Source organism: Xanthobacter sp. SG618, from assembly GCF_012932745.1.
GTDB classification, from domain to species: domain Bacteria; phylum Pseudomonadota; class Alphaproteobacteria; order Rhizobiales; family Xanthobacteraceae; genus Xanthobacter; species Xanthobacter flavus.
The window spans coordinates 247,205-271,140 of sequence record NZ_JABBHL010000004.1 but is presented as its reverse complement, the minus strand read 5'-3'; the positions used below and the strand labels follow the sequence as shown (position 1 = coordinate 271,140).

The following is a 23,936-nucleotide window of genomic DNA, read 5'->3' as shown; positions in this document are numbered from 1 at the left end:
CCCCCCACACATCACCAGCTCGGCAGAACCGCGCCCTTGAAGGTCTCGAGAATGAAGGTGCGCGTCTCCGGCGAGTGGTAGGTCTCGACGAAGGTCTTCACCCATGGCTTGTCCTTGTCCTGCGCGCGCACGGCGATGACGTTCACGTAGGGGCCCTTGGGCTCCTCGCGCAGGATGGGGTCCTTCACCGGGTCGAGGCCGGCCTCCTTGGCATAATTGGTATTGATGCCCGCCGCCGCGAGGTCGGGGAGGGAGCGGGGCAGCTGCGCCGCGTCGATCTCCACGAACTTCAGCTTCTTCGGGTTTTCCACCACATCGACCACGGAGGCCTTCACGCCCACGCCGTCCTTGAGCTTGATGATGCCCTTGTCGGCGAGCAGCAGCAGCACGCGGCCGCCATTGGTGGGATCGTTGGGAATGCCGATGGAGGAGCCCGCCGGGATGTCCTCGAATTTCTTGTACTTGGTGGAATAGACGCCGATGGGGAAGTTCACCGTGGTGCCCACGGGAACGATCTTGTAGCCGCGATCGGCGATCTGGTTGTCGAGATACGGCTGGTGCTGGAAGGAATTGGCCTCGATGTCGCCGGACGACAAAGCGGCATTGGGCACCACGTAGTCGGAGAACTCGATCACCTTGATGTCGAGCCCCTTCTTGGCCGCCTCTTCCTTCACCTTCTCCAGGATCTGGGCGTGCGGACCGGGAGTGACGCCGACCTTGATGGTCTCGGCGGCGGCGGAAAACGCGACGAGGGAAATGCCGGCGGCAAGCGCCAGCGCCAGGGCCTTCATGGAAACCTCCATCTGAATTTGAAAGGGTCGGTGCGCGCCGGGGCTCAGCCGCGGCTGCGCTTGTCGAGGCGGCGGGCGAGGAGATCGCCGAGCGTCTGTACCGCCTGCACGAGGAGAATGAGCACGATCACCACCGCCGCCATCACTTCGGGCATGAAGCGCTGGTAGCCGAAGCGGATGCCGAGGTCGCCGAGACCGCCGCCGCCCACCGCGCCCACCATGGCCGAGTAGCCGAGCAGCGACACCGCCGCGAGGGTGAGGGCCAGCGTGATGGCGGGCAGCGCCTCCGGCAGCAGCACCTTGGCGACGATCTGGACGGGGCTCGCGCCCATGGCCCGCGCGGCCTCCACCAGCCCTTGGTCCACCTCGCGGATGGCGGCCTCGATGAGCCGGGCGATGAAGGGCGCCGCCGCCACGGTCAGCGGCACGATGGCCGCGCTGGTGCCGATGGAGGTGCCCGCCACGAGGCGGGTGAAGGGGATGATGGCGACCACCAGGATGATGAAGGGCGTGGAACGCGCCGCATTCACCACGAGGCCGAGGGTCTGGTTGAGCCACGGCGCGGCGAACAGCTCGCCCGCCCGGCTGGTGGCGAGGAACACGCCCAGCGGCAGGCCGATGAGGGTGCCGAGCGCGCCGGAGACGGCCACCATGTAGAGCGTCTGCTGGGTGGCGTCGATGATGAGATCGACGATGGTGGGCGGCAGCAGGCCGAAGGTGATGTCAAACATAGCCGAGGACCTCCGCCGTCAGGTTGAGCCGCTCCACGGCATTGATGACGGCGCTCACGGTGGGGGCGTCGCCGGGCACCGAGACCACGATGACGCCGAAGGGCGTGCCGGCGATCTCGTCCACCTGGGCCTGGATGATGTTCACGTCCACCGAGAGCAGGCGCGACACCCGCGACAGAACCGGGTCCTGCGCGTGGTCGCCGGTGAAGACGATGCGCAGCACCGCCTGGTCGCGGCCGTCCCGCGGCTCGGCGGACAGGCGCTCGGCGACGCGGCGGGGCAGGCTTTTCGCCGTCAGCGCGGCGAGGAAGGAGCGGGTGGTGGGGTGGCGCGGGCGGGCGAACACCTCATAGGTGGCGCCGTCTTCCACGATGCGGCCGCCATCGATCACCGCCACCTTGTCGGCCACCGCCTTGATGACCGCCATCTCGTGGGTGATGAGCAGCACCGTGAGGTTCAGTTCCGCATTCACCCGGCGCAGCAGAGCGAGGATCTGCTCGGTGGTCTCGGGATCGAGGGCCGAGGTCGCTTCATCCGAGAGCAGCACGCGGGGCTTGGTGGCGAGCGCGCGGGCGATGCCGACGCGCTGCTTCTGGCCGCCGGAGAGTTCGGCGGGGTAGCGGTCGCGCTTGTCGGACAGGCCGACAAGATCGAGCAGGGGCTCCACCCGCGCCTTGATTTCAGAGCTCGGGACGCCGGCAATCTCCAGCGGCAGGGCCACATTGTCGAAGGCGGTGCGGCGCGCCAGCAGGTTGAAGTGCTGGAAGATCATGCCGATGGAGCGGCGCTCCTTGCGCAGCGCGGTCTCGTCGAGGGCGCCGATGTCCACGTCGTCCACCAGCACGCGTCCGCCGGAGGGCTTCTCCAGCCCGTTGACGAGGCGGATGAGGGTGGACTTGCCCGCCCCCGACCGGCCGATGACGCCGAGGATCGCGCCCTCGGGCACGTCCAGCGTGATGTCGGAGAGGGCATGCACCGCCGCATGGCCGCGGCGCGCCGGAAAGGTCTTCGCCACCCGTTCGAAGCGGATGATGGAGCGCGCGGGCACCGTGATGGCGGCGGCGGAAACGGACGGTTCGGGGAGGGTAGGCACGGCGGCCGCCAAAGTCAGGGGGGCATTCATGAAAGGCTCCGGCATCACCGGCTGTTCGTCAATCCGGTCCTGCGCCCGGCGCATTCAAGCGGCGGTAGGGGCGGAGGCGGGAACAGCCGGCTTGGGAAAGGATGGGTGTCGGCGCAACCGGGACAGGGCCGCGCTTGGCGCGGCATTCGGCGGTTTCACGCCGCTCCAGCGGCTGTCAGCGACACATCATCATGGCAGGGCCCATCCGTTCCGGGGCGAACATGGCGGCAATATCGTTCGGTTTATCGAACGCGTCAAGTCTGAATTAAGTTGATTATATTGGTGGTCTTATAGCCCGTCCAGCAGCCGCCGGCCCAGCCGCTCCAGCGCCCGGCCGAACACGGCGGGATCATTCAGCGCACGGGCCAGCACCAGCGCGCCCTGGATGGCGAGCACCGCTTCCTCCGCCCGGTCGTCCGCTTCAGCGGAAGGCAGGCCCGCGCGGCCGAGGGCGGCGGCGAGGGCCTCGCGCCAGCGGGCGAAGTAGGAGGCGACCTGTTCGCCGAACCGGTCGCGCACCTCGCCGAGGGCGAACACGCCCACGAGGCACACCCGCCGGCCGGAGCGGAAATAGGCATCGGTGCGGGCCAGCATGTCCCGTATCGCGGCGGCCGGGTCTTCGTCCGCGCGCAGCGGGGCGTAGACATTGGCCTCGAACCAGCCGTCGATCTCCTTGAGCACGGCGGCTGCCATCTCCTCCTTCCCGCCGGGGAAGAAGTGATAGAGGCTGCCCTTGCCGAGCCCGGTGCGGGCGGTGATGTGGGCGAGGCTCGCCCCCTCGTATCCGTGCTCGCGGAACACCTCGCCCAGGAGGGGCAGGATGTCCGCGCGCTCGGCCACCGTTCGTGCCATCACATCCCCAGTTCGGTGAGGCCCGGACGGTCCGCCGGACGCGGGCCGAGGGGCCACAGGAAGCGGCGGTCGCTTTCGGCGATCGCCACGTCGTTGATGGAGGCTTCGCGCCGGCGCATCAGGCCTTCGGCGTCGAACTCCCACTGCTCGTTGCCATAGGAGCGGTACCACGCGCCATCGACATCGTGCCACTCATACTGGAAGCGCACCGCGATGCGGTTGTCGTTCAGCCCCCACAGCTCCTTGATGAGGCGATAGTCCAGCTCCCGCCGCCACTTGGCGGTGAGGAAGGTGACGATCTCGGCGCGGCCGGTGAGGAAGTCCGAGCGGTTCCGCCAGCGGCTGTCGGGCGTGTAGGCGAGGGAGACGCGCTCCGGGTCGCGGGTGTTCCAGGCATCCTCCGCCATGCGCACCTTCTGCGCGGCGGTCTCGACGGTGAAGGGCGGCAGCGGCGGGCGGGCCATGGGTCTCTCCTGTACTGATCAGTCAATAATGTACTGAATGGTACAGATAGCGGCACGAGTCAAGCGGCCCTCCCGTCCGGATGGAGGGGAGGGCCGCTGGATGGAGGATGAAAGGAGCGCTACTCGCCGGCCGGATGGTGCAGGGCCGGAGGCATGTCGTGGCCGTCCGGCTCGTCCTTGCCGCCGATGAAGCGGCCGAAGATGCGGCCGAGGAAGTGGCTCAGATCGTCCATCACCGTGAACACCGCCGGCACGAACACCAGCGACAGGACCGTGGAGGTGATGAGGCCGCCGATGACCGCGATGGCCATGGGCGCGCGGAAGGCGCCGCCTTCGCCCAGCGCCAGCGCCGAGGGCACCATGCCCGCCACCATGGCGATGGTGGTCATGACGATGGGCTGCGCCCGCTTGCGGCCGGCCTCGATGAGGGCGGTGAAGCGGTCGACGCCCTGGTGCATGGACTCGATGGCGAAATCCACCAGCAGGATGGCGTTCTTCGTCACGATGCCCATCAGCATCAGGAAGCCGATGACCACCGGCATGGACACCGAATTGCCGGTGATGAGCAGCGCGATGAAGGCGCCGCCCACGCTCAGCGGCAGCGAAACCAGGATGGTGATGGGCTGCAGGATGTCGTGGAACAGCAGCACCAGCACCGCCAGCACCAGCATCAGGCCCGCCGCCATGGCCATGGCGAAGCCGGAGAACACCTCTGCCATGATCTCCGCGTCGCCGGCCTCCTTCAGGGTGACGCCGGCGGGCAGGTTCTGCGCCGCGGGCAGGGCCTTCACCTTGGCGAGGGCGTCGCCCAAAGGCGTGTCGCCCACGAGGTCCGCCTCCACCGCCACGCGGCGGGCGCGGTCGTAGCGGTCGAGCGCCGTCGGGCCCTTGCCGAACTGGACGTCCGCCACGGCGGAGAGCGGCACCGCGCCGCCGGAGGCGGTGGGCACCTTCAGCGCATCGAAGGTGGACAGCCGGGTCCGCGCGTTCTCGGCGAGCTGCACGCGGATGTCGATCTGCCGGTCCTTGGCGGAGAACTTGGCGAGGTTGGCGGAGATGTCGCCGATGGTGGCGATGCGCACCGTCTCGGCGATGGTGTCCACCGAGACGCCCAGCTCGGCCGCCTCGTCGAGCTTGGGCACGATGCGGATCTCCGGCCGGTCGAGGGCGGCGGAGGAAACCACGTTGGCGAGTTCCGGCACGTCGGCGCGCACCGCCTTCTCCACCGCAACCGCGGCCTCGGCCACCGCCGCGCCGTCGCTGCCGGAGAGGATGACCTGGAATCCGCGCTGGGTGTTCTGCCCGTTCTGGCTCCAAGAGACGCGCAGGTCCGGCATGGCCGCCAGCGTCTTCGAGAACTGGGTCTCGAAGGTCTTCTGGTCGATGGTGCGCTCGCTGCGCGGCTTCAGGTTGATGACCACCTGTGCCTTGCGCACCTCGCCGGAGGAAAGCGCGAGGCCGCCAGCCCCGCCGGTGCCGGCGGTGGCATAGACGCTCTTCACCTCGGGCAGGCTGAGGGCCGCGCGGGCGATGTCATCCGCCACCTTCTGCGTCTCGGCGATGGTGCTGCCGGGCGGCAGCTCCACCGAGAGGAGGGCGCGGGAGATGTCGTTGGTGGGCAGGAAGCCGGACGGCAGCAGGGTGGACAGCCAGATGGAGCCGGCGAAGATGGCGATGCCCATGCCGATGGTGGCGAAGCGGTGCCGCACCGACCACGCCAGCAGGCGCACATAGCCGCGCATGACCAGGCTGTCCCGGCCCTCGCGGTGGCCGGTGTCCTTCATGAAATAGGCTGCCACCAATGGCGTGATGAGCCGCGCCACGGCCAGCGAGAACAGCACGGCGATGGCGACCGTGAGGCCGAACTGCTTGAAGTACTGCCCCGCAATGCCGCCCATGAAGGACACGGGCGCGAACACCGCGGCGATGGTGAGGGTGGTCGCCACCACCGCAAGGCCGATCTCGTCCGCCGCCTCGATGGCCGCGCGATAGGGGGATTTCCCCATGCGCATGTGACGAACGATGTTCTCGATCTCCACGATGGCGTCGTCCACCAGGATGCCGGTGACGAGCGTGATGGCCAAGAGGCTCACCGCGTTCAGCGAGAAGCCCAGCATGTCCATGACCCAGAAGGTGGGCAGGATGGATAGCGGGATGGCGAGGGCAGTGATGAGCGTCGCGCGGATGTCGCGCAGGAACAGGAACACCACGATGACCGCGAGGATGGCACCCTCGATCAGCGTGTGCATGGCGCTTTCATAGTCCGACTTGGTGAAGCGGACCGTGGTGTCGATCTCGGTGATGGTGACGTCCGGATGCGCCGCGCGCAGCTTGGCGAGTTCCTCGGTCACGCGGTCATAGACCGTCACGTCCGAGAAGCCCTTGGCGCGGTAGACGCCGAAGGCCACCACGCTCTTGCCGTCGAGCCGCGCGAACACGCGCTGCTCCGCCGCGCCGTCCACCACGCTGCCGAGCTCGCCGAGCCGCACCGAGCGGCCGTTGGAGAGCACGATGCGGGTGTCCGCCAGCGCCTCCACCGAGGAGGCGCCGGCGAGCGTGCGGATGGGCTGCTCCTGCGTGCCCACCTCGCCGCGACCGCCGGAGACGTCGAGATTGGTGGCGCGCAGCTGCCGGCTCACCTCGGCGGCGGTGATGCCGAGCGACATCAGCCGGTCGGGATTGAGGGAGATGCGGATCTCGCGGTCCACGCCGCCCTGTCGCTTCACCTGCGCCACGCCGCGCACGCCCTGCAGGGCGCGGGCGAGGGTGTCGTCGATGAACCAGCTCACCTGCTCCGTCGTCATGTTGGGCGCGGAGACCGCGTAGGTGACGATGGGCAGGCCTTCGATGTCGATGCGCTGGATCTGCGGCTCGTCGATGGAGCGGGGCAGGTCCATGCGGATCTTGGTGATGGCGTCGCGCGTGTCGTTCACGGCGCGGTCCACCAGCGTCTCCAGGTGGAATTCCACCAGCGTGACGCTCGCCCCCTCGCTGATGGAGGAGGTGATGTGCTTGACGCCGGAGATGCCGGCGATGGCGTTCTCCACCTTCTTGGTCACCTGCGTCTCCAGCTCGCTCGGCGCGGCGCCGGACTGGGTGACGGTGACCATGACGATGGGCAGGTCGATGTTCGGCATCTGCGTCACCGGGAGTTCCCGGAAATGCACGATGCCGAGCGCCGTGAGGATGAAGAAGAAGACGAGCGCGGGGACGGGCTTGCGGATCGCCCAGGCGGAGACGTTGAGGGCCATCAGCGCGCCTCGCCCACGGAGAGCGGCGTGCGCACCGGGGTCACCCGGTCGCCGTCACGCAGGAAGCTGCCGGCCCGCGCCACCACGTCCGCATCGGCGGAGAGCCCCTCGGTGACGAGGATGCGGCCGTCCTTCTTCAGGCCGGGCGTGATGCGCTGGATGCCGACGATGCCGTCGGTGACGGTGAGCACATAGGCGCCCTCTGCATCGAACATGACGGCGGACTGGGGCAGGCTGAGGCCCTTCACCTCGCCGAGCGCGATCACCGCGCGGCCATACGCGCCGGACTTCAGGCGCGGGTCGTCGGGCAAAGCGATCTTCACCTTGCCGAGGCGCGAGGCGCGGTCCACCTCGGCGGAGACGAGGCGGACCTTGCCGCCAATGGGCTCGTCGAAGCCGGCCGGCACCACCTGCACGGAAAGCCCGTCTTTCATGCGCGGCATGGCACCTTCCGGCACGTCGGCGTCGAGGTCCATGGCGCCGTCCTCGGCGATGCGGAACAGCGGCGCGGCGCGGGTGGAAAGCGCGATGGCGCCGAGCTTCGCCTCACGCGAGAGCACGAGGCCGGAGGCGGGGGCGCGCACGTCGGTGCGCTTCAGCTTCACCTCGATCTCGTCGCGCTGCGCCTTCACGAACACCGCTTCCGCCTGGGCGGCGATCAGCGTCTCGCGGGCGGCGGCGACCTGGGCGGTGGCGACCTTGGCCGCGCGCTCGCGCTGCTCCAGCTGCTCCTGGGAGGAGGTGCCGGTCTTGCTGAGCTGGCGGGTGCGCTCCACTGCAGCGGTGGCCTCGGTTTCCTGCGCGATGGCCTGGTCGAGGGCCGCCTGCTGCTGGGCGATGGCGGCGCGGGCCTTGGCGGCGGAGGCGGTGTTCTGGGCGAGCTGGGTCTCCAGCACGTCGCGCGAGAGCCGCGCCAGCACCTGGCCCTTCTGGACCCGGTCGCCGGCCTCCACCAGGATTTCCATGAGGCGATAGCCCTCGATCTCCGGCCCCACCTCGATCTCCTCGCGCGGCTTGATGGAGCCGGTGACGAGGAGCGTGTCGGTCAGGGTATCGGGCCGGGGCTTCACCACCGTCACCGAGAGCGCGGCCGCGCGGGCCGCCTCGGCCGCCTTCGCGGGCTCGGCCGCAGCCGCAGGGGGCGCGGCAAGGGCGCCGGCGGCGAGGACGGCGAAGGCCGAGACGGCAAGGCGGGACGCCGCAAAGCGGGCGGGACGGAGCGCCGGACGGACGGACGCGGACATGGTGGACAGAACCTCGTTCCGGATGGGCGCGGGAAAGTGCGGTTGAACCGCGGCATTCCCGTGACGCAAGGCAAGGGCGATGCAGTTCTTGATTGTGCGTGTCATTCCGGCACCGCTTTCGGTTGGGCCGGGGCCAGCATCCGGCGCACCATCGCCTCGATGGCCGGCATCCGCGCGTCCAGCTTCCATTCGGGATGGAGCTGATGATGCAGCAGTACGCCGTCGCCGATGAGCTGGATCAGGATGCAGACGGTGTCGAGGTCGAGGGCGGGATCGATCTCGCCTTGCTTCACCGCGGTGGCGAGGGCCTGGGCGAGGAGGGTGCTGGTCTCCGCCTCGCAGGGCTCGACCGCCTCGCGCAGGTCGGCGTTGCGGATCGCCTCGGCCATGATCTCCGGTCCCAGCCGCGCCGAGGCGATATTGTCCTCGGTCAGGAGGGCGCCGAGGCAGGAGGCCAGCGCGCCGAGCACGGACGGCGCCTTGGTGATCATGTCGAACATGCCGAGCCGTTCGGCCCGCTCGCCTTCGACGATGGCGGCGATGAGCGATTCCTTGGAGGGAAAATAGCGGTAGAGCGCCCCCGGGCTCATGCCCGCCTCGGCGCAGATCTTCTGCATGGACGCGCCATGGAAGCCGTCGCGGCCGAAGCAGACCATGGCGGCATCAAGGATGCGCTTGCGCTGCTCCTGCTTGTGGTCGGGGCGCGGGGCGGCGGCTTCGCGCAGCGCGGTCTCTGGCATGGGGCGTGACATCTGCGCGGTCGGCACCTTGAGACAGGAGTGAGAGCGAATGTTCGTTCGCATACTGCGGGCACGATTGCGGCGCAAGAGTGAACGTTCGTTCGCGGCTTGGGGCGGCGGCCGGTCCCGTGCTCCCGGCGGCGGGTGCTTGCGGCCGGGCGAAGGGCCGCCAATGCTCAGGCTTCCTTAGCGGAGCCCTGATTCCCGATGCCGCTTCCGACGCCCTTTTCCGCCCGAGGACGCGAAGCGTGGCGATGCGCCGCGCTTCTGCTCGCCTGCCTCCTTCTGCCCACCGGCGCCCGCGCGGAGGAGGCCGCGCCCGCGACGCTCAAGCCGGGCATCAGCGTGGTGATGATCGAGACCAAGCTGCTCTTCGGCCTCGCCAGCGCCGACGGCAGCGGGGTGAGCGACCAGGAATGGGAAAGCTTCCTCGCCACCGAGGTGACACCCCGCTTCCCGGATGGCCTCACCGTGGTCGCCGCCTACGGGCAGGTGAAGGGCGAGGCCCACGGCACCGCACAGGTGGTGCGCGAGGGCATGCGCCTCGTGCTCATCTATCACCCGGACACGCCGGAGGCGGCGGCCAAGCTCGCCGAAATCCGCAAGGTCTATTCCGAACGCTTCCACCAGTGGGGCGTTCTGCAGGTGACCAACGCGGTGCGCGTCACGCTGTGACCACTTGAGGGGAAGGGCCGCACACCCTACCTCTCACCCGCGCCCCATCAGGAACGACCATGCTCGCCGCCGCCATCCTCGCCTTGCGCCAGACCTTCTCGCCGCTGCTGCGCGGCGTGCTGCTGAAATCCATGGGGCTGGCGCTGGCGCTGCTCATCGCCCTCGCCGTGGGGCTGGAGGCGGCGCTCACCCACTTCGTGGAGATCTCGTCCTATCCGTGGATCGAGACCACTTTGGCCGTGATCGCGGGACTGGGGCTGGTGTTCGGCATCGTCTATCTGATGCCGGCGGTGTCCTCGCTGGTGGCGGGCCTCTTTCTCGACGAGGTGGCCGAGCGGGTGGAGACGACGACCTATCCCAACGATCCGCCCGGCCAGCCGCAGCCTTTCCTGCGCGCGCTGTTCTATTCCGTGCGCTTCTTCGGGCTGGTGCTGCTGGTGAACCTCGCGGCGCTGCTTCTGCTGCTGGTGCCGGGGGTGAATGTCATCATCTTCTACGTGGCCAACGCCTATCTCATCAGCCGGGAATATTTCGAGCTGGCCGCCATGCGCTATCGCACGCCCGAGGAGGCGCGGGCGCTGCGGCGGGCGAACGGGGTGACGGTGTTCGTCGCCGGCCTGCTCATCGCGCCGATCCTGTTCGTGCCGATCCTCAACCTGATCCTGCCGGTGTTCGGAACGGCCTTCATGGTGCACCTCCACCGCCGCCTCGCCCCGCTGCCGGCCGCGCGCGGCGCCGACGGAGCGCTGGTGATCGAGGGGCGGGCGGGATAGCCAGCCACAGCGCGGTCATGCCCCGGCTTGTCTGGGGCATCCACCCATACGCTGGTGGGCTGATCCAGAAGGAAAACCGATCTCGCGGCCCGGTGGATCCCCCGGACAAGCCGGGGGATGACGGTGACAGCGAAAGCCGCGCGCCTTATTGCAGCCCCGCGACCTTCATCGCCTCCGCCTGCCGCGCGGCGACGCCCTCGGCGGAGAAGTCGGCGATGGCATCCTCGAACAGGCGATGGAAGTTCAGCTCCGCCTTGAGGTGCAGGAAGACGCCGCCGAGGCCGATGGCGGCGCGGTCCATGAACACGAATTCGCGCGGCACCGTCACCGGCCCGAGTTGCTTCAGCGCGGTGTGGACGGTGAAGGCCTCCTTGCGGCCATAGGCTGAGGGAGACACCCCGTCGGCGATGGTGCGCACCCGGTCGTCCATGAGCGGGCCGTAGATGAAGCGCGCCCAGATGTTCAGGACATCGATCAATTCGCGCTTCAGCCCTTTGAAGCCCCACGTCTCATAGGCATGGACCACCCGCGCGTCGTCGCCGGCCATCAGCCCGCGATAGAGGTCCACCACGCCCGCCACGAAGGCCGGCGGGAAGATGCGGATGCAGCCATAGTCGAGCAGGTTGATGCCCGCAGGCCGCCCTTCCACCGAGAAGACCGTGTAATTGCCGAGGTGGGGATCGCCATGGATCACGCCGAAGCGCGAGAAAGGCTGCCACCAGGCGGCGAACATGGCTTCGGCGAGGGCATTGCGCTCGGCCAGGGGATGCTCGGTGAAGCCGAGGATCTTCTCGCCGTCCAGCCAGTCCATGGTGAGGAGCCGGCCGGTGGAGAGATCGGCGTGGGTACCGGGCACGCGGACCTTGGGCTCGTCCTTCAGGATGTGGGCATAGAGCGCGGCGTGCTTGGCCTCGCGGCGATAGTCCAGCTCCTCGCGCACCCGCTCACCAATCTCGCGGGCGATCTCGCGGGTGTCGATGGCGCCATCCATGCGGCGGTGGATGGAGAAGAGCACGTCGAGCTGGGAGAGGTCCGCCTCCACCGCGGCCTGCATGTCCGGATACTGGAGCTTGCAGGCGACGCGCGCGCCCTCCAGCGTCACCGCCTTGTGCACCTGCCCGAGGGAGGCGGCGGCCGAGGGGGCGTGCTCGAAGCTCGCGAACTTCCGCTCCCAGTCGCGGCCCAGTTCCGCCATCATGCGGCGGCGCACGAAGGCCCAGCCCATGGGCGGGGCATCGCTCTGCAGCTTCTGCAGCTCGGCGGCATATTCGGGGGGCAGCACGTCCGGAATGGTGGCCATGAGCTGGGCCACCTTCATCAGCGGCCCCTTCAGGCCGCCGAGGGCGGAGGCGAGGGCGGCTGCATTGTTGCCGTCGCGGTCGAGCCCCATGAGGCGGGCACCGGCGATGCGCGCGGCGACCCCGCCCACATTGGCGCCCACCCGGGCATAGCGCGCGGCCCGCGCGGAGAAGCGGTTGCGTTCCTCGTCCACCATGCCCGTCTAGGCGCTCCAGCTATCTCCCGTCCTACGGGCGCGCGGCCCGGTCGGATCGGTAGGTCAGGACGAGGAGGATGACGAGCAAAAGCGGCGTGAGCAGGTCCGTATAGAGAATGGGGCCGGCATTGCCTGCGGCCAAATTGCCGGTCTTGGCGATCTCGACCATGTGGTTGATGCCCGCCCCGCCGAGGAAGCCGGCCATCATCACCGCCACGGCGGCGCGGAAGCCCCAGTCGCGCCAGAAGGCGGCGATGACACCCGCGAGCCCCATGCCGAGATTGGCGAGGCCCACCTCGGTCTGGAACGGGCTGGTCGCCCAGCCGATGGCGGCGGCGGCCTGGGCCGGGAAAACGATATGCCCCAGCGCGCCCCACAGCCCCATGAGGCCCACGGGGAAGAGATTGATGTAGCGCAGCAGCGCCCGCGCGAGATCGATCAGCCGGCGCGGTGCCGGCTGGCGGGCGAAGGACAGCGCCGTCAGCAGGATGACCGCCGCATAGGCGATGAGCGGAACCCAGAAGACCATGGCGCTCTCCCTGTCAGCCCGTCACTTGTGGGCGCACTCACTTGCGGGCAAAGGTGCCGAGCCCGTTGTCGTTGAAGATCTCCACCGTCATCCGCCCGTCGGCGAACTTCACCTGCGAGACCGTGCCCGGCGGGAACGTCTCCTCGCCCTCGGGGTGGAAGGTGAAGCTGTCGCCGCTCCAGTGGGCGAGGGTGTAGCGGCGGGGCAGGGGGCCGATGATGAGCACGAGGCCGCCGGCCTCCTCCGCCACCGTGGCATCGCCGAAATAGGCGTTGGCATAGGTGCCGGTATAGTTCGCCAGCGGCTTGGCCGGCTCCGGCTTCTGCGGCGGGGCCTTGCCAGCCAGCGCGCCGGCCGGCTTGTACATGGGCATGATGAGCGGCTGATAGGCCGCGTACCAGTCGCGCGTCAGCCCGCCGAACTGCACGATGTCCATGAAGCTCATGGCCAGCGCCTCGGGGGCGCCGGTGGGCTGGGCATTGGTGAGGACAACGATGCCGAGCTTCTCCGAGGGCAGCAGCACGAAATTCGTCGCAGCGCCGAGGATGAACGCGCCCGAATGGTCCAGCGTCACCCGTCCGGCCGGCGAGACGCCGACGCCGAAGCCATAGCCATAGGTGCCGGGGCGGGCATCCACCGCATAAGCGGGGGAGGAGATGGTCTCGCCCCGCATGGCCGGCAGCAGCGCGGCGGCGGGCACGATCTCGTTGCCCTCGAAGGTGCCGTTGCCGAGCACGAAGGCGAGCCACTTCCCCATGTCCCGCGCGGAGGAGGACACCCCGCCCGCCGGCGCCTGGGCATCCGGGTCGCGCTGGAATTTGGAGACGAAGCCGCCGTCGGTCTTCACATGGGGGAAGGCGCGGTTGGGCCGGGCCATGAAATCGGCGAAGCGCGAGGAAGTGGCCGCCATGCCGAGGGGCTTGTAGAGCACCTCCTGCGAGAGGTCCGCCCACTCCTTGCCGGCGGCGGTGGCGACGGCCTCAGCGGCGGCGGTGAGGCCGAAATTGGTATAGAAATAGCTCGCGCGGAACGGCGCCAGCGGCAGCAGCCTGATGCGCTCCAGCACCTGCCGGCGGTCGAAGCCGATGCTCTCCAGCTCGTCGCCCGCATGGTCCGGCAGGCCGGAGCGGTGGCTGTAGAGATCGGCGAGGGTGACGTGCTCCGACACCCATGGGTCGCTGAGGGCGAACCAGGGCAGCAGGGTCCGCACCGGCGTGTCCCACTTCACCTTGCCACTGCCCGCTTGGCCCGTCCCCTTTAGGCCCTTGCCCACCTCATGCGCCACCACGCCCGCGCCCACCGCCTTGGAGAGGGAGGCGAGCTGGAACACGGTGTCGGCATCCACGGTCGCGGGCTCGCCCGCCTTGCGCACGCCGTAGCCCTTGAGCGCGAGCACCTTGCCGTCCTGCACCACCACCACGGCGAGGCCGGGCACGCCGGAGCGCTCCATCATCTCCTTCGCCAGAGAGTCGATCTCCTTCACCGCCCGCGCGATCTGGCCGGGCGGGATGGACACGCCCGATGTCTGCGGCGGCGGCCGCGAGCCGTCGATGGGGTCGTGGGCGAAAGCGGGGAGGGGGGAGATGGCGAGGAGGGTGGCGAGGGCGAGGAGGGGGCGGGCGAGGCGGTGCGGGTTCATCGTGGGCGGCCTCCGGTGGCGGGCATCGTGCCGTGCGCCCGCACACGACAGGCTTAATAGCTGGGCGCGGTCGCACGCAAGGGCAGGTGCCGTTGTGGCGCTACGGGACGGGGGCTAGCCACAAATCCGCGTACCTCTCTGGCCCCGAAGTGGATCGCCCGCACGAGGCGGGCGATGACGGCTGAGGGGGCGGATGCAACGGTGTCGGGCGCGGTAAGGCGGGGAGGGACGGCGTGGGCAGGGGCGGTCTACCCCTCACATCACCGCCGCGAGCCTCGGCGTCTCGTTGGAGTTCGCGGCGCGTCCATCCACCGGCAGGCGGACGAAGACGGTGGTGCCGGAGCCTTCGATGGAGCGGATGCGCATGGCGCCGCCGTGCAGCTCCACCAGCGACTTGGCGATGGCGAGGCCGAGGCCGGAGCCCTTGTGGGTCTTGGTGAACTGGCTTTCCACCTGCTCGAACGGCCGGCCGATGCGGGCGAGCGCGCCCTTGGCGATGCCGATGCCGGTGTCCTCGATGGCGATCACCGCCGCCGCCCCGTTCACCCGCGCCTTCACCGCGATGCGGCCGCCCTCGGGGGTGAACTTCACGGCGTTGGAGAGGAGGTTGAGCAGGATCTGCTTCAGCGCGCGGCGGTCGCCCTTGATGACGAGGTTGTCGGCGGCCTCCATGGTCATGGCCACGCCCTTCTCGTCGCCGTTTACCGCGGTGACGCGCATGGCGTCCGCGATGATCTCGCCGAGGGCCACGTCCTCCACCTCGAGCTGCATGCGGCCCGCCTCGATCTTCGACATGTCGAGGATGTCGTTGATGACGTCGAGGAGGTAGGTGCCCGAGCCCTTGATGTCGGAGCAGTATTCCGCGTACTTCGCCGAGCCGAGCGGGCCGAACATGCCGCTCTCCATGATCTCAGAGAAGCCGATGATGGCGTTGAGCGGCGTGCGCAGCTCGTGGGACATGTTGGCGAGGAATTCGCTCTTGGCGCGGTTGGCGTCCTCGGCCTTGTTGCGCTCTTCCGAATACTTCTCGGCGAGTTCCGCGAGCTGCTGGGCCTGATGCTCCAGCGTCTGCTGGGATTTCCTGAGGTCGGCGACCAGCGCCATCAGGCGCTTCTCATTGTCCATGAGGCGCTCTTCGTGGCGCTTCATGGTGGTGATGTCGGTACCCACCGAGACGTAGCCGCCATCCTTGGTGCGGCGCTCGGCGATCTTGAGCCAGCGGCCGTTGGAGAGCTGCGCCTCGAATGCGCGGGAGCCCTCCTCCGGCTTGTCTTCCGGCTTCAGCGGGGTGCGCGTCACCGGGTGGCGGCCGACCGAGGCGATGGTGTCGAAGGGCGTGCCGGCGACGATGGTCTCGTCCGGCAGCTCATGCAGCGACTGGAACTTGGAATTGCAGAGCACGAGGCGGTTCTGGCTGTCCCACAGCACGAAGGCCTCGGAAATGCTCTCGATGGCGTCGCGCAGGCGCATGTCGGCGGTGACGGTGCGTTCCGCCATGCGCTGCGCCTCGGTGACGTCCATGGCGATGCCGATGAGGTGGGGGCCGTCCTCGCCCGCCTGCTGCACCACTTCGGCGCGCATGCGCAGCCACACGAAGTCGCCCTTGGCGGTGCGCATGCGGAACACCCGGTCCACCGGCGTGCCGGGCCGCTCGGCGAGTTCCTGCGCCAGCTCGTAGAGGTCGCCGTCGTCGGGATGCACGAGGCGGGAGATTTCGCCGAAGGAGACCAGCTCGTCCCGATGCTCCAGCCCGAGAATCTCGAACATGGTGTCGGACCAGTACATGCGCCCGCGGGCCATGTCCCAGTCCCACATGCCGCAGCGGCCGCGGTTGAGGGCGGTGTCGATGCGGCGGCGCACCGTCTCGTAGATGACGTCCGCCTCACGCGCCCGGCTCGCCTGCCAGTGGAAGGAGAAGCCGAGGATGAGCAGCACCGCGCCGGTGGTGGTGAACAGCGTCACCGTGAGGGTGGTGGTGTCCGACCACGCGGCGAGCGCCTTCTCGGTGGGCTGGAGATAGACGATCTGGCCCAGCGGTGCCTGGAGGTTGCGCACGGTGGCGAGCGCCGTGCCGGTGCCGTAGGGCACTTCGAGCACGCCCGCCCGCTCGGCGAAGATGACGAGGGGCTGGGAGGGATCGAGGATGTCGGAGAGATTGGCCGGCGCCTCCCCCGGAGGCGCGGCGGCGACGACGTGGCCCTGCCCGTCGGTGACGAACACCCGCCGTCCGCCCTCGGTGGCGCGGGGCGGCAGGCTCTCGGCGAGGGCGCCGGGCACCTTGGCGAGCGAATTGCCCGCGCGCAGCGTCAGCGCATCGGCGGTGGCGAGGGCGAGAAGGGCGATGTCGTCCTTGGCGTTGTTCAGCTCGGCCACGCGGTGGGCGTGCACCTGCACGACCGCGCCGACGCCGATGACGCCGAGGAAGGTCACGATGAGGGCCGGGACGATCCGGCGCAGGACCGGCTCCGCATCCAGCAGGCGCTGGTAGGCAGGGCGCGCGATCGACCTTGCCAGGCCCCGCATGGCTTGGTCGCGCGCGCCTACGCTCGCAGCGTTGGCGCGTGCCATCGCCGGTCTCCTCCGGGTCTCCGGGGGCACCGGACGGCCTAAGTCCCACGCCCCCACGTCCTCGATCTGGAGGGACGTGCCGCATCTCTCCGAATCAAGGCCATTGGAATCGAATCGGAGGGCTGTTGTCTAGAGTCCGCGTGAGTCAAGAGGCATAAAACTGCGGCCACGCCTTGGTTTGTGAAGCGCGCAAAGCCTTGCGGCGGTAGGCCGGGAGGGCGATTCGGGCGCAGCCCCTCGCGCGCCCGTCGGCTGGGGACGGAGGGGGCCTCCGGGCGCCTGGGCTGGGGACAGCCCTGATTGCCCGCTCGCGCGGCGGATGCTAGAGCCGCAGGCTCGGCAAGGGTGGAATTCCCTGAGGTCCGATCCCCCATCCGCCCAGAGAGCGCCCCTGAACGAGGACCCCCCGGTGCACACGCAGAAGTTCCCCGAGCCCCGCACCGGCGAGACCGAGACGGCGGGGTCGATCTCCTCCCCCGAGCTTCTGCGACGGCTCGGGCGGCGCTCCATCGTGCTGGTGGGGATGCCGGGCGCCGGCAAGTCCTCGGTGGGGCGGCGCCTCGCCAAGCGGCTGGGGCTCACCTTCGTCGATGCCGACGAGGAGATCGAGCGCGCTGCCTGCATGAGCATTCCGGAAATCTTCGCCCGCCACGGCGAGGCCGAGTTCCGCGAGGGCGAGAAGCGCGTGGTCGCGCGTCTGCTGCAATCCGGCCCGTGCGTGCTCGCCACCGGCGGCGGCGCCTTCATGAATGCCGACACCCGCGCGGCGGTGGGCCGCCACGGCGTCTCCGTCTGGCTGCGCGCTGATCTCAACACCCTGCTGCGGCGCGTGAAGAAGCGCACCGACCGCCCCCTCCTCGCTCAGGGCGACCCGGCGCAGAAGCTCGCCGCGCTGCACGCCCAGCGGGCCGACACCTACGCCCTCGCCGATGTGACCGTGGACAGCCGCGACGTGGTCCACGAACTGGTGGTGGAAGAGGTGATCAGCGCCGTCCACGCCCACCTCCTCGCTTTTCCCGAAGGCAGCACCATGGCGCCCCTCTCCTCCGCCACCGCCATCTCCGCCGAGGCCGAGGGCCTCCCCATGGGGGAGATTACCCGCAGCACCGTGCGCGTGGACGTGGCCGGCAAGCCTTATGACATCTATATCGGCCCCGGTTTGCTGGCCGAGGCCGGCACCCATGTGACCGCCCTGCGCAAGGGCGCGCGCGTCGCCATCGTCACCGACGAGAACGTGGTGGCCGCCGGCCATCTCGCCACCGTCGCCGCCTCGCTCGATGCCGCGGGCATCACCCACACCGCCATCGTCGTGCCGCCCGGCGAGAAGACCAAGGGCTGGCCGGGGCTGGAGCAGGTGGTGGAGGGGCTGATCGCCGCCCGCATCGAGCGCCGCGACCTCGTGCTCGCGCTGGGCGGTGGCGTGGTGGGCGACCTCGCGGGCTTCGCCGCCGCCGTGCTGCGCCGGGGCGTGGACGTGGTGCAGGCGCCGACGACGCTGCTTTCCCAGGTCGATTCCTCCGTGGGCGGCAAGACCGGCATCAACTCGCCCCAAGGCAAGAACCTCATCGGCGCCTTCCACCAGCCGGTTCTGGTCCTGGCCGACACGGCGGCGCTCAACACCTTGCCCGTGCGCGAGGTGAAGGCCGGCTATGCCGAGGTGGTGAAATACGGCCTGCTCGGCGACTACGCGCTGTTCGAGACCCTCGAGCGGGACTGGCCGGGCGTCATCGGCGGCGGGCAGGAGCGGATCACCGCCGTGGCCGCGAGCTGCATGGCCAAGGCCGCTATCGTCGCCCGCGACGAGAAGGAGACCGGCGACCGCGCGCTGCTCAATCTCGGCCACACCTTCGGCCACGCGCTGGAGGCCGGCGCCGGCTATTCCCAGCGCCTGCTCCATGGCGAGGGCGTCGCCATCGGCATGGCGCTGGCGTTCGCCTTCTCCGCGAAGCTCGGCCTGTGCTCCGGGCAGGACGTGACGCGGGTGGTGCGGCATCTGGAGGCCGTGGGCCTGCCGACCAAGATCTCCGACGTGCCCGGCGAACTGCCCGACACGGACGGGCTGATGACCCTCATCGCTCAGGACAAGAAGGTGAGCCGCGGCGCGCTGACCTTCATCCTCGTGCGCGGCATCGGCGAAGCCTTCATCGCCAAGGACGTGAACCCCGAAGAGGTCCGCGCCTTCCTCGCCGAGATGCGGTGAGGCCGATCCCCGGACAAGCGACGGCGACCGCCGGAGCGCTGATCCGGGGGCCAGCGCAAGACTCCCGCGCAGCGGGCAACTCCTGAGGGCGCTGGGGTTCGGCAGCGCCTTCGGCGGTCCCTTGCGCTGGGCCCCGGCTCGCATTCCGCTGCGCTGCATGCGTCCGGGGCGCGAGATCCCTCACCGCGTCGCGGGCGGCGCCTGCAGCACCGGCGCGGCGGCGGCGAACAGGGCGTCTTTCGTGGGCGGCACAGGCGGGTAGATGCGGCTGCAATTGATGGTCTGCTTCACCGTCTTGGCGGCGGCGCCGGAGGCGACCAGCGTGCCGCGGTCCCAGCCGGAGGTGTAGACCGCGCCTTCCGGGCCGAGGTCCATCACCGTCACATAATCCGGCGCGGAGAAGGCGACGCGGTCCTCCGGCCGGCCGGCGAGGTCGCACACCGCATTGTGACCGGCGAGGCGGCCCATGGGGCGGGCGTGCTGGCACGACATGACGGTGACGTGGCCGAGATCATCCGCCGCCGCCACCGCGCAATCCCCGGCGGCGTAGATATCCGCGACGCCTTCCACTTTCAAAAAGGCGTCCACGGCCACCCGCCCCAGCCGGTCGAGCGGCACGCCCAACTGGGCAGCAAGGGGGCTCGCATGGGCGCCGGTGGTGAAGACGACCGTGCGGGCGGGGATGATCGTGCCGTCGGAAAGGGTCACTCCATCCGCCTCGACAGAGGCGACGCCCGCATGGTCGCGTGCCTCCACTCCCGCCGCCGCGAGGGCGCTGCGGACTGTGTCCGCCCCCGCGCCCATGGCGGCACCGATCTCGCCGTGGTCCACCAGCACGACGCGCACGGGCGCGCCGACGCCTAGCAAGGTGCGCAGCCGGCGCGGCAGCTCGCAGGCGATCTCCACCCCCGCCAGTCCCCCGCCGATGACCACGGCGGCATGGGCCGCTGCGTCGAGCGGGCCGGAGGCGAGGGCGCGGAGATGGGCGGCGAGGCGCTCGGCGCCCGCATAGCTGTCCACGTCGAAGGTCGGCTGGGCGCGGGGAATGTCCGGCATCCTCAGCGCGCTGCCGGCGGCGAGGATCAGCCGGTCATAGGCCAGCGGCCCGGCCCCGGTGGCGAGGCTGCGCGCGGCGGGGTCGATGGCGGCCACGGCCGTCTCGATGCGCGTCACCCCCATGGGAGCGAGCAGGTCGTCCAGCGGCAGGCGGATGGCGGCGAGGTCGTCCTCGTAGCAGCGCACGCGAATGGTGTGGAACGGGTCCGGCGCCACGAGGGCGATGTCCAGCGCGCCGGCATCGAGGCCGAACAGCTCCCGCGCCCGCGCCGCAGCGGCGGCGGCCCACAGGCCGGCGAAGCCGCCTCCGATCACGACGATGCGCTGTGTCCCCGAGTCTTGTGTCATTGCCGGAGCCTCCCGGCCCCAGCATAGGACAGGCGCGAAGAGCCGGCGACGGGGATCAGGCGGGGATCAGGCGGGGGCGCGGGCGGGCTTCACCGGGCCGACATCCACCTGGATCTCGTCGCCCTCCACCTTCACCTCATAGGGGTGCAGCGCATTGCGCACGAGGTGGGTGGAGCATTTTCCGGTGGCGCAGTCGAAGCCCCACATATGGTGCGTGCACATGAGGGTCTTGCCGTCGAAGGTGGCCTCCGTCAGCGGCATGTCGGCATGGGGGCAGCGGCCGCGATAGGCCTTGATCTCCCCGCCCGCCGGCCACACCAGCAGCACGCTCTTCTTGCCGACCTGGAAAAGGCCCATCGCGCCCTCGGCGAGGGCATCCTTGTTGCAGATGACAGTGAAGGCCATGGCGCTCGGGTCCTGTCCTTTGAAGCTTCGGCAGGGCGCATCGCAAGATCAGGGCCAGCCCGGAATCCTTCCAATTGTCGGAAATCCGACGCTCCTATTTCGCCTCGTCGGCGCGGGAGAGGGCGTCATAGAGCCAGCGCCTGAGGTCGCCCGCGAACATGGCGCCGGCCACCCGCGCCACCTCGTTGCGGTTGGCGATGAAGCTCAGCGTGGGGATGGAGCTGATGCGGAAATAGTCGGCGAGCTCCCGCTCCTTGTCCGTGTCCACCTTGGCGAAGCGCACATGGGGCTCGAACTCCGCCGCCAGCGCCTCGAACACCGGCGCCATGGTCTTGCAGGGGCCGCACCAGTCCGCCCAGAAGTCGATGACGAGGGGCAGGTCGCTCTCGGATGTATGGGCGGTGAAGCTCTCGGCGGTGAGCGTCATGGGCTTGCCGGTGAAGAGCGGCCCGCCGCAGGCCGGGCAGGAGAGCGCGCGGGCATCCGCGCCGGCCGGCACGGGCGTCACCGTGTGACAGGCGGGGCAGGCGATGGCGCGCAGGCGGGCGGAGGTGTTGGCTTCGGTCATCACGGCTCCTCGGGGCGCGGGCGTGTGGGACTGGCCGAGCAAGAACGGGGCCGCCGAAAGGGATGCGTCCCGCGGGGCTTGCGCTATGGTGGCGCCGGCCGCGCCGGGCGGCCGAGATCGAGACCGCGTTTCCTGTCCGCGAACCGGTACCCACTTCGCGGGGAAACGCTTTAGGGATTTGAGACATGAGCGCAGCGCCCCTCACCGTCATCGCCATCATCACCGCGCAGGAGGGGCAGGAGAGCGCCCTGCGCACGCTTCAGGAAAAGCTGGTGGCGGAGACGCGCACGGAAGACGGCTGCCTGCGCTACGAGCTGAACCAGTCGCTGGACGACGGGCGCATCCTCATCTTCGTCGAGACCTGGGAGACGGAAGCCAAGTGGCGCGCCCATATCGATGGTGCCGCGCTGGCCAATTTCGCCGCTGCGGGTGGCGGCGCGCTGATCGCCGACAAGGTGATCCACCGCATGGCGCAGGTGGCGTGACGAGAGAGGCGCGTAACAAAAAGCGCCCGCCGTGTGGGGCGGGCGCCGTTTCTCTCCGGGCGACGATCAGTGGTCGAGATCGCCCTGGGCGAAGAAGTGCTTGCGGATCTCCTGCGTGTAGCGGACGAACCGGGGCTCGCCCATCACGGTGAGGTCGCGCGGGCGGGGCAAATCGATGTCGTAGACCGCCTCGATGCTGCCCGGCCGGCTGGACATGACCACCACCCGGTCGGCCAGGAACACCGCCTCCGGGATGGAGTGGGTGATGAGCAGAACGGTCTTGCGCGTCTCGTACCAGATGCGCTGCAACTCGGCGTTCATCTTTTCCCGCGTCATGGCGTCGAGCGCGCCGAAGGGCTCGTCCATGAGCAGCACTTCGGGGTCATGCACCAGCGCCCGGCAGATGGCGGCGCGCTGCTGCATGCCGCCGGAGAGCTCCCACGGAAAGCGCTCCTCGAAGCCGTCGAGGCCGGCGGTGTGGAGGAGGCGCGCGGCCGCCTCGCGATAGGCGCTCACGGGCCGGCCGCGCATCTCCACCTGCAGCAGCACGTTGTCGCGCACCGTGCGCCAGGGCAGCAGCACCGGGCTCTGGAACACCATGCCCACCCCGTCCGGCGGCTGCGTGACGCGCACGCCGCCGATGGTGATGCTGCCGCTGGTGGCCGGCAAAAGGCCGGCGACCAGCTTGAGCAGGGTGCTCTTGCCGCAGCCCGAGGGGCCGACGATGGCCACGAACTCGCCCTTCGAGATGTTGAGATCGATGGGCTTGAGGGAGGGCACCGAGCCGCCGCGCGTCTTGTACGTCTTGGTGAGGCCGGCGATGGCGATATGGGTGCCGGAGGCCTCGGCGCGCGGGGCGGGGGTGCGGGTGTCGATCCTGTGCAAAGCAGCGCTCACGGAAGGAACTCCAGCGTGAAGTAATCCTGCGCCTTGCTGCGCGCGGAGGGGTCGAGGCCGCCATACTGGGTGAGGATTTCGAGGCTCTCGTCCATCAGCGCCGGGTTCATGCGGAAGGGGCGGGTGCTCTTGTCGTCGGAGGCGCGGTAGAGCGCCTGCGAATATTGCAGGCTGCGCAGTTGCGCGTCCGGCAGGCCGATCTTGGGATAGGCCTCCATGAGGATGTCGATGGCCGCCTTGGGGTTCTTCTCCGCCTCTTCCACCGCCCGGGTGGTGGCGCGCATGAAGCGCTTCACCATGTCGGCGCGCTTGGTGAGCGTGTCGGTGTTGGCGACGATGCCGAGGGACACGAGGTTCACCCCCGCATCGGTGTAGCGCAGCATGGTCACCGGCTTGTTCATGATGTCCGGCAGGCGCGCGCCCTGCTCGGTGGTGAAGCCGATGAGGCCGTCGGCCTGGTTGTTCACCACCGCGTTGAGTTTGGCCTGCGCATCCGCCGCCACCATCTTCACCGCGCCCTCGGGGATGCCGAGCTTCTTCAGATAGAGCGGCCAGATGGGCGTCACGGCGTCGCCGGGCGTGAACATGATGGTCTTGCCGGGCAGGTCCTTGGGGCCGTTGATCTTGCCCTCGGGGGCGACCACCGCGCCGGGGGTGCGCTGGAGCAGCACGCCGATGGTCTTCACCGGCGCGCCCTTGGCCACCGCCTTGATCATCACGCCGATGTCGGCGAGGCCGAAGGTCGCCGTGCCGGCGCCCACCGCCTGGATGGTCACCGCCGAGCCGCGGCCCTCCTGGATGTCGAGGTCGATGCCCTCTTCCGCGTAATAGCCCTTCTTGAGGCCGAGGATGAAGGGCGCGTGCTCGCCATAGACGTACCAGTTGAGCATCAGCACCGCCTTGTCGGGCGTCTTGCCGGCCTGCGCGGCAGCGGGCAGCGTGGATGCCGTGGCAAGGCCGAGGGCGAACGCGCCGGATAACAGGTGCGTGGCGAATGTCCTTCGAGAGATCTTGCGCGAGATCATGGTTTCCTCCACCGGTTTTTCTGGTTTTGCTTGGGTCGTCGTGTTGCGTCTTTGCTTGGGGCGTCTCTCGCTTTCGT

General features: G+C 69.4%; 21 protein-coding genes. 4 read left to right on the top strand and 17 right to left on the bottom strand.

Annotation, left to right across the window (positions count from 1 at the left end; translation table 11 throughout):
- Window positions 1-11: 11 nt before the first annotated feature.
- The 8 genes from FHT36_RS13280 to FHT36_RS13245 all read right to left on the bottom strand — a co-directional run bounded on the left by FHT36_RS13280 (window position 12) and on the right by FHT36_RS13245 (window position 9,196).
- A complete protein-coding gene (locus FHT36_RS13280; RefSeq protein WP_169122970.1) occupies window positions 12-803 on the bottom strand; it encodes a MetQ/NlpA family ABC transporter substrate-binding protein in 792 nt (263 codons plus the stop codon).
- Window positions 804-835: 32 nt separating this feature from the next.
- On the bottom strand, window positions 836-1,522 hold the full coding sequence (locus FHT36_RS13275) for a methionine ABC transporter permease (protein WP_407077074.1): 687 nt from the start codon (window positions 1,520-1,522) through the stop codon (window positions 836-838).
- Window positions 1,515-2,645, bottom strand: coding sequence for a methionine ABC transporter ATP-binding protein (locus tag FHT36_RS13270; RefSeq protein WP_169122969.1), 1,131 nt, complete (start codon window positions 2,643-2,645; stop codon window positions 1,515-1,517). Before FHT36_RS13270 ends, FHT36_RS13275 begins: the two co-directional genes overlap by 8 nt.
- Window positions 2,646-2,933: 288 nt before the next feature.
- On the bottom strand, window positions 2,934-3,497 hold the full coding sequence (locus tag FHT36_RS13265; RefSeq protein ID WP_169122968.1) for a TetR/AcrR family transcriptional regulator: 564 nt from the start codon (window positions 3,495-3,497) through the stop codon (window positions 2,934-2,936).
- The gene (locus tag FHT36_RS13260; protein WP_169122967.1) at window positions 3,497-3,961 is read right to left on the bottom strand and encodes a nuclear transport factor 2 family protein; all 465 of its coding nucleotides are present in this window, start codon (window positions 3,959-3,961) and stop codon (window positions 3,497-3,499) included. The genes FHT36_RS13265 and FHT36_RS13260 overlap by 1 nt, the downstream gene beginning before the upstream one ends.
- A gap of 119 nt (window positions 3,962-4,080) precedes the next feature.
- Window positions 4,081-7,212 carry an efflux RND transporter permease subunit gene (locus tag FHT36_RS13255; RefSeq protein ID WP_169122966.1) on the bottom strand — a complete coding sequence of 1,044 codons (3,132 nt, stop codon included), beginning with the start codon at window positions 7,210-7,212 and terminating at the stop codon, window positions 4,081-4,083.
- Window positions 7,212-8,456, bottom strand: coding sequence for an efflux RND transporter periplasmic adaptor subunit (locus tag FHT36_RS13250; protein ID WP_246702206.1), 1,245 nt, complete (start codon window positions 8,454-8,456; stop codon window positions 7,212-7,214). Before FHT36_RS13250 ends, FHT36_RS13255 begins: the two co-directional genes overlap by 1 nt.
- Window positions 8,457-8,557: 101 nt before the next feature.
- Window positions 8,558-9,196 (bottom strand): TetR/AcrR family transcriptional regulator, encoded by a 639-nt coding sequence (locus FHT36_RS13245; RefSeq protein ID WP_169122964.1) that lies wholly within the window; start codon window positions 9,194-9,196, stop codon window positions 8,558-8,560.
- 207 nt (window positions 9,197-9,403) lie between these two features.
- Here FHT36_RS13245 and FHT36_RS13240 point away from each other — a divergent pair, with 207 nt between their 5' ends.
- Window positions 9,404-9,871 (top strand): DUF3574 domain-containing protein, encoded by a 468-nt coding sequence (locus FHT36_RS13240; RefSeq protein ID WP_169122963.1) that lies wholly within the window; start codon window positions 9,404-9,406, stop codon window positions 9,869-9,871.
- Window positions 9,872-9,930: 59 nt separating this feature from the next.
- Complete coding sequence (locus tag FHT36_RS13235) at window positions 9,931-10,644, top strand: sulfate transporter family protein (RefSeq protein ID WP_169122962.1); 714 nt, start codon at window positions 9,931-9,933, stop codon at window positions 10,642-10,644.
- 145 nt (window positions 10,645-10,789) lie between these two features.
- Here FHT36_RS13235 and FHT36_RS13230 read toward each other — a convergent pair whose 3' ends face one another.
- From FHT36_RS13230 to FHT36_RS13215, 4 genes are all read right to left on the bottom strand, one after another.
- Window positions 10,790-12,139 carry an AarF/ABC1/UbiB kinase family protein gene (locus FHT36_RS13230; RefSeq protein ID WP_169122961.1) on the bottom strand — a complete coding sequence of 450 codons (1,350 nt, stop codon included), beginning with the start codon at window positions 12,137-12,139 and terminating at the stop codon, window positions 10,790-10,792.
- Window positions 12,140-12,170: 31 nt separating this feature from the next.
- The gene (locus FHT36_RS13225) at window positions 12,171-12,668 is read right to left on the bottom strand and encodes a DUF6790 family protein (protein WP_169122960.1); all 498 of its coding nucleotides are present in this window, start codon (window positions 12,666-12,668) and stop codon (window positions 12,171-12,173) included.
- A gap of 37 nt (window positions 12,669-12,705) precedes the next feature.
- A complete protein-coding gene (locus FHT36_RS13220) occupies window positions 12,706-14,307 on the bottom strand; it encodes a serine hydrolase (RefSeq protein ID WP_169122959.1) in 1,602 nt (533 codons plus the stop codon).
- Window positions 14,308-14,562: 255 nt separating this feature from the next.
- A complete protein-coding gene (locus tag FHT36_RS13215) occupies window positions 14,563-16,875 on the bottom strand; it encodes a PAS domain-containing sensor histidine kinase (RefSeq protein WP_210257738.1) in 2,313 nt (770 codons plus the stop codon).
- 409 nt (window positions 16,876-17,284) lie between these two features.
- Between FHT36_RS13215 and aroB the strand changes: the two genes are divergently transcribed.
- Window positions 17,285-19,075 carry a 3-dehydroquinate synthase gene (aroB, locus tag FHT36_RS13210; RefSeq protein WP_407077073.1) on the top strand — a complete coding sequence of 597 codons (1,791 nt, stop codon included), beginning with the start codon at window positions 17,285-17,287 and terminating at the stop codon, window positions 19,073-19,075.
- A gap of 180 nt (window positions 19,076-19,255) precedes the next feature.
- Here the strand turns inward: aroB and FHT36_RS13205 are convergent, their stop codons facing one another.
- The 3 genes from FHT36_RS13205 to trxA all read right to left on the bottom strand — a co-directional run bounded on the left by FHT36_RS13205 (window position 19,256) and on the right by trxA (window position 21,452).
- Window positions 19,256-20,479 (bottom strand): NAD(P)/FAD-dependent oxidoreductase, encoded by a 1,224-nt coding sequence (locus FHT36_RS13205; RefSeq protein WP_169122957.1) that lies wholly within the window; start codon window positions 20,477-20,479, stop codon window positions 19,256-19,258.
- 66 nt (window positions 20,480-20,545) lie between these two features.
- Complete coding sequence (locus FHT36_RS13200; RefSeq protein ID WP_169122956.1) at window positions 20,546-20,884, bottom strand: Rieske 2Fe-2S domain-containing protein; 339 nt, start codon at window positions 20,882-20,884, stop codon at window positions 20,546-20,548.
- 94 nt (window positions 20,885-20,978) lie between these two features.
- On the bottom strand, window positions 20,979-21,452 hold the full coding sequence (trxA, locus tag FHT36_RS13195) for a thioredoxin (RefSeq protein ID WP_169122955.1): 474 nt from the start codon (window positions 21,450-21,452) through the stop codon (window positions 20,979-20,981).
- 185 nt (window positions 21,453-21,637) lie between these two features.
- Between trxA and FHT36_RS13190 the strand changes: the two genes are divergently transcribed.
- Complete coding sequence (locus FHT36_RS13190; RefSeq protein ID WP_169122954.1) at window positions 21,638-21,937, top strand: putative quinol monooxygenase; 300 nt, start codon at window positions 21,638-21,640, stop codon at window positions 21,935-21,937.
- A 66-nt stretch (window positions 21,938-22,003) separates the two neighbouring features.
- Here the strand turns inward: FHT36_RS13190 and FHT36_RS13185 are convergent, their stop codons facing one another.
- Together FHT36_RS13185 and FHT36_RS13180 are read right to left on the bottom strand one after the other, a co-directional pair.
- The gene (locus tag FHT36_RS13185; protein WP_407077072.1) at window positions 22,004-22,834 is read right to left on the bottom strand and encodes an ABC transporter ATP-binding protein; all 831 of its coding nucleotides are present in this window, start codon (window positions 22,832-22,834) and stop codon (window positions 22,004-22,006) included.
- The gene (locus FHT36_RS13180; RefSeq protein ID WP_169122953.1) at window positions 22,831-23,859 is read right to left on the bottom strand and encodes an ABC transporter substrate-binding protein; all 1,029 of its coding nucleotides are present in this window, start codon (window positions 23,857-23,859) and stop codon (window positions 22,831-22,833) included. Before FHT36_RS13180 ends, FHT36_RS13185 begins: the two co-directional genes overlap by 4 nt.
- Window positions 23,860-23,936 lie beyond the last annotated feature (77 nt).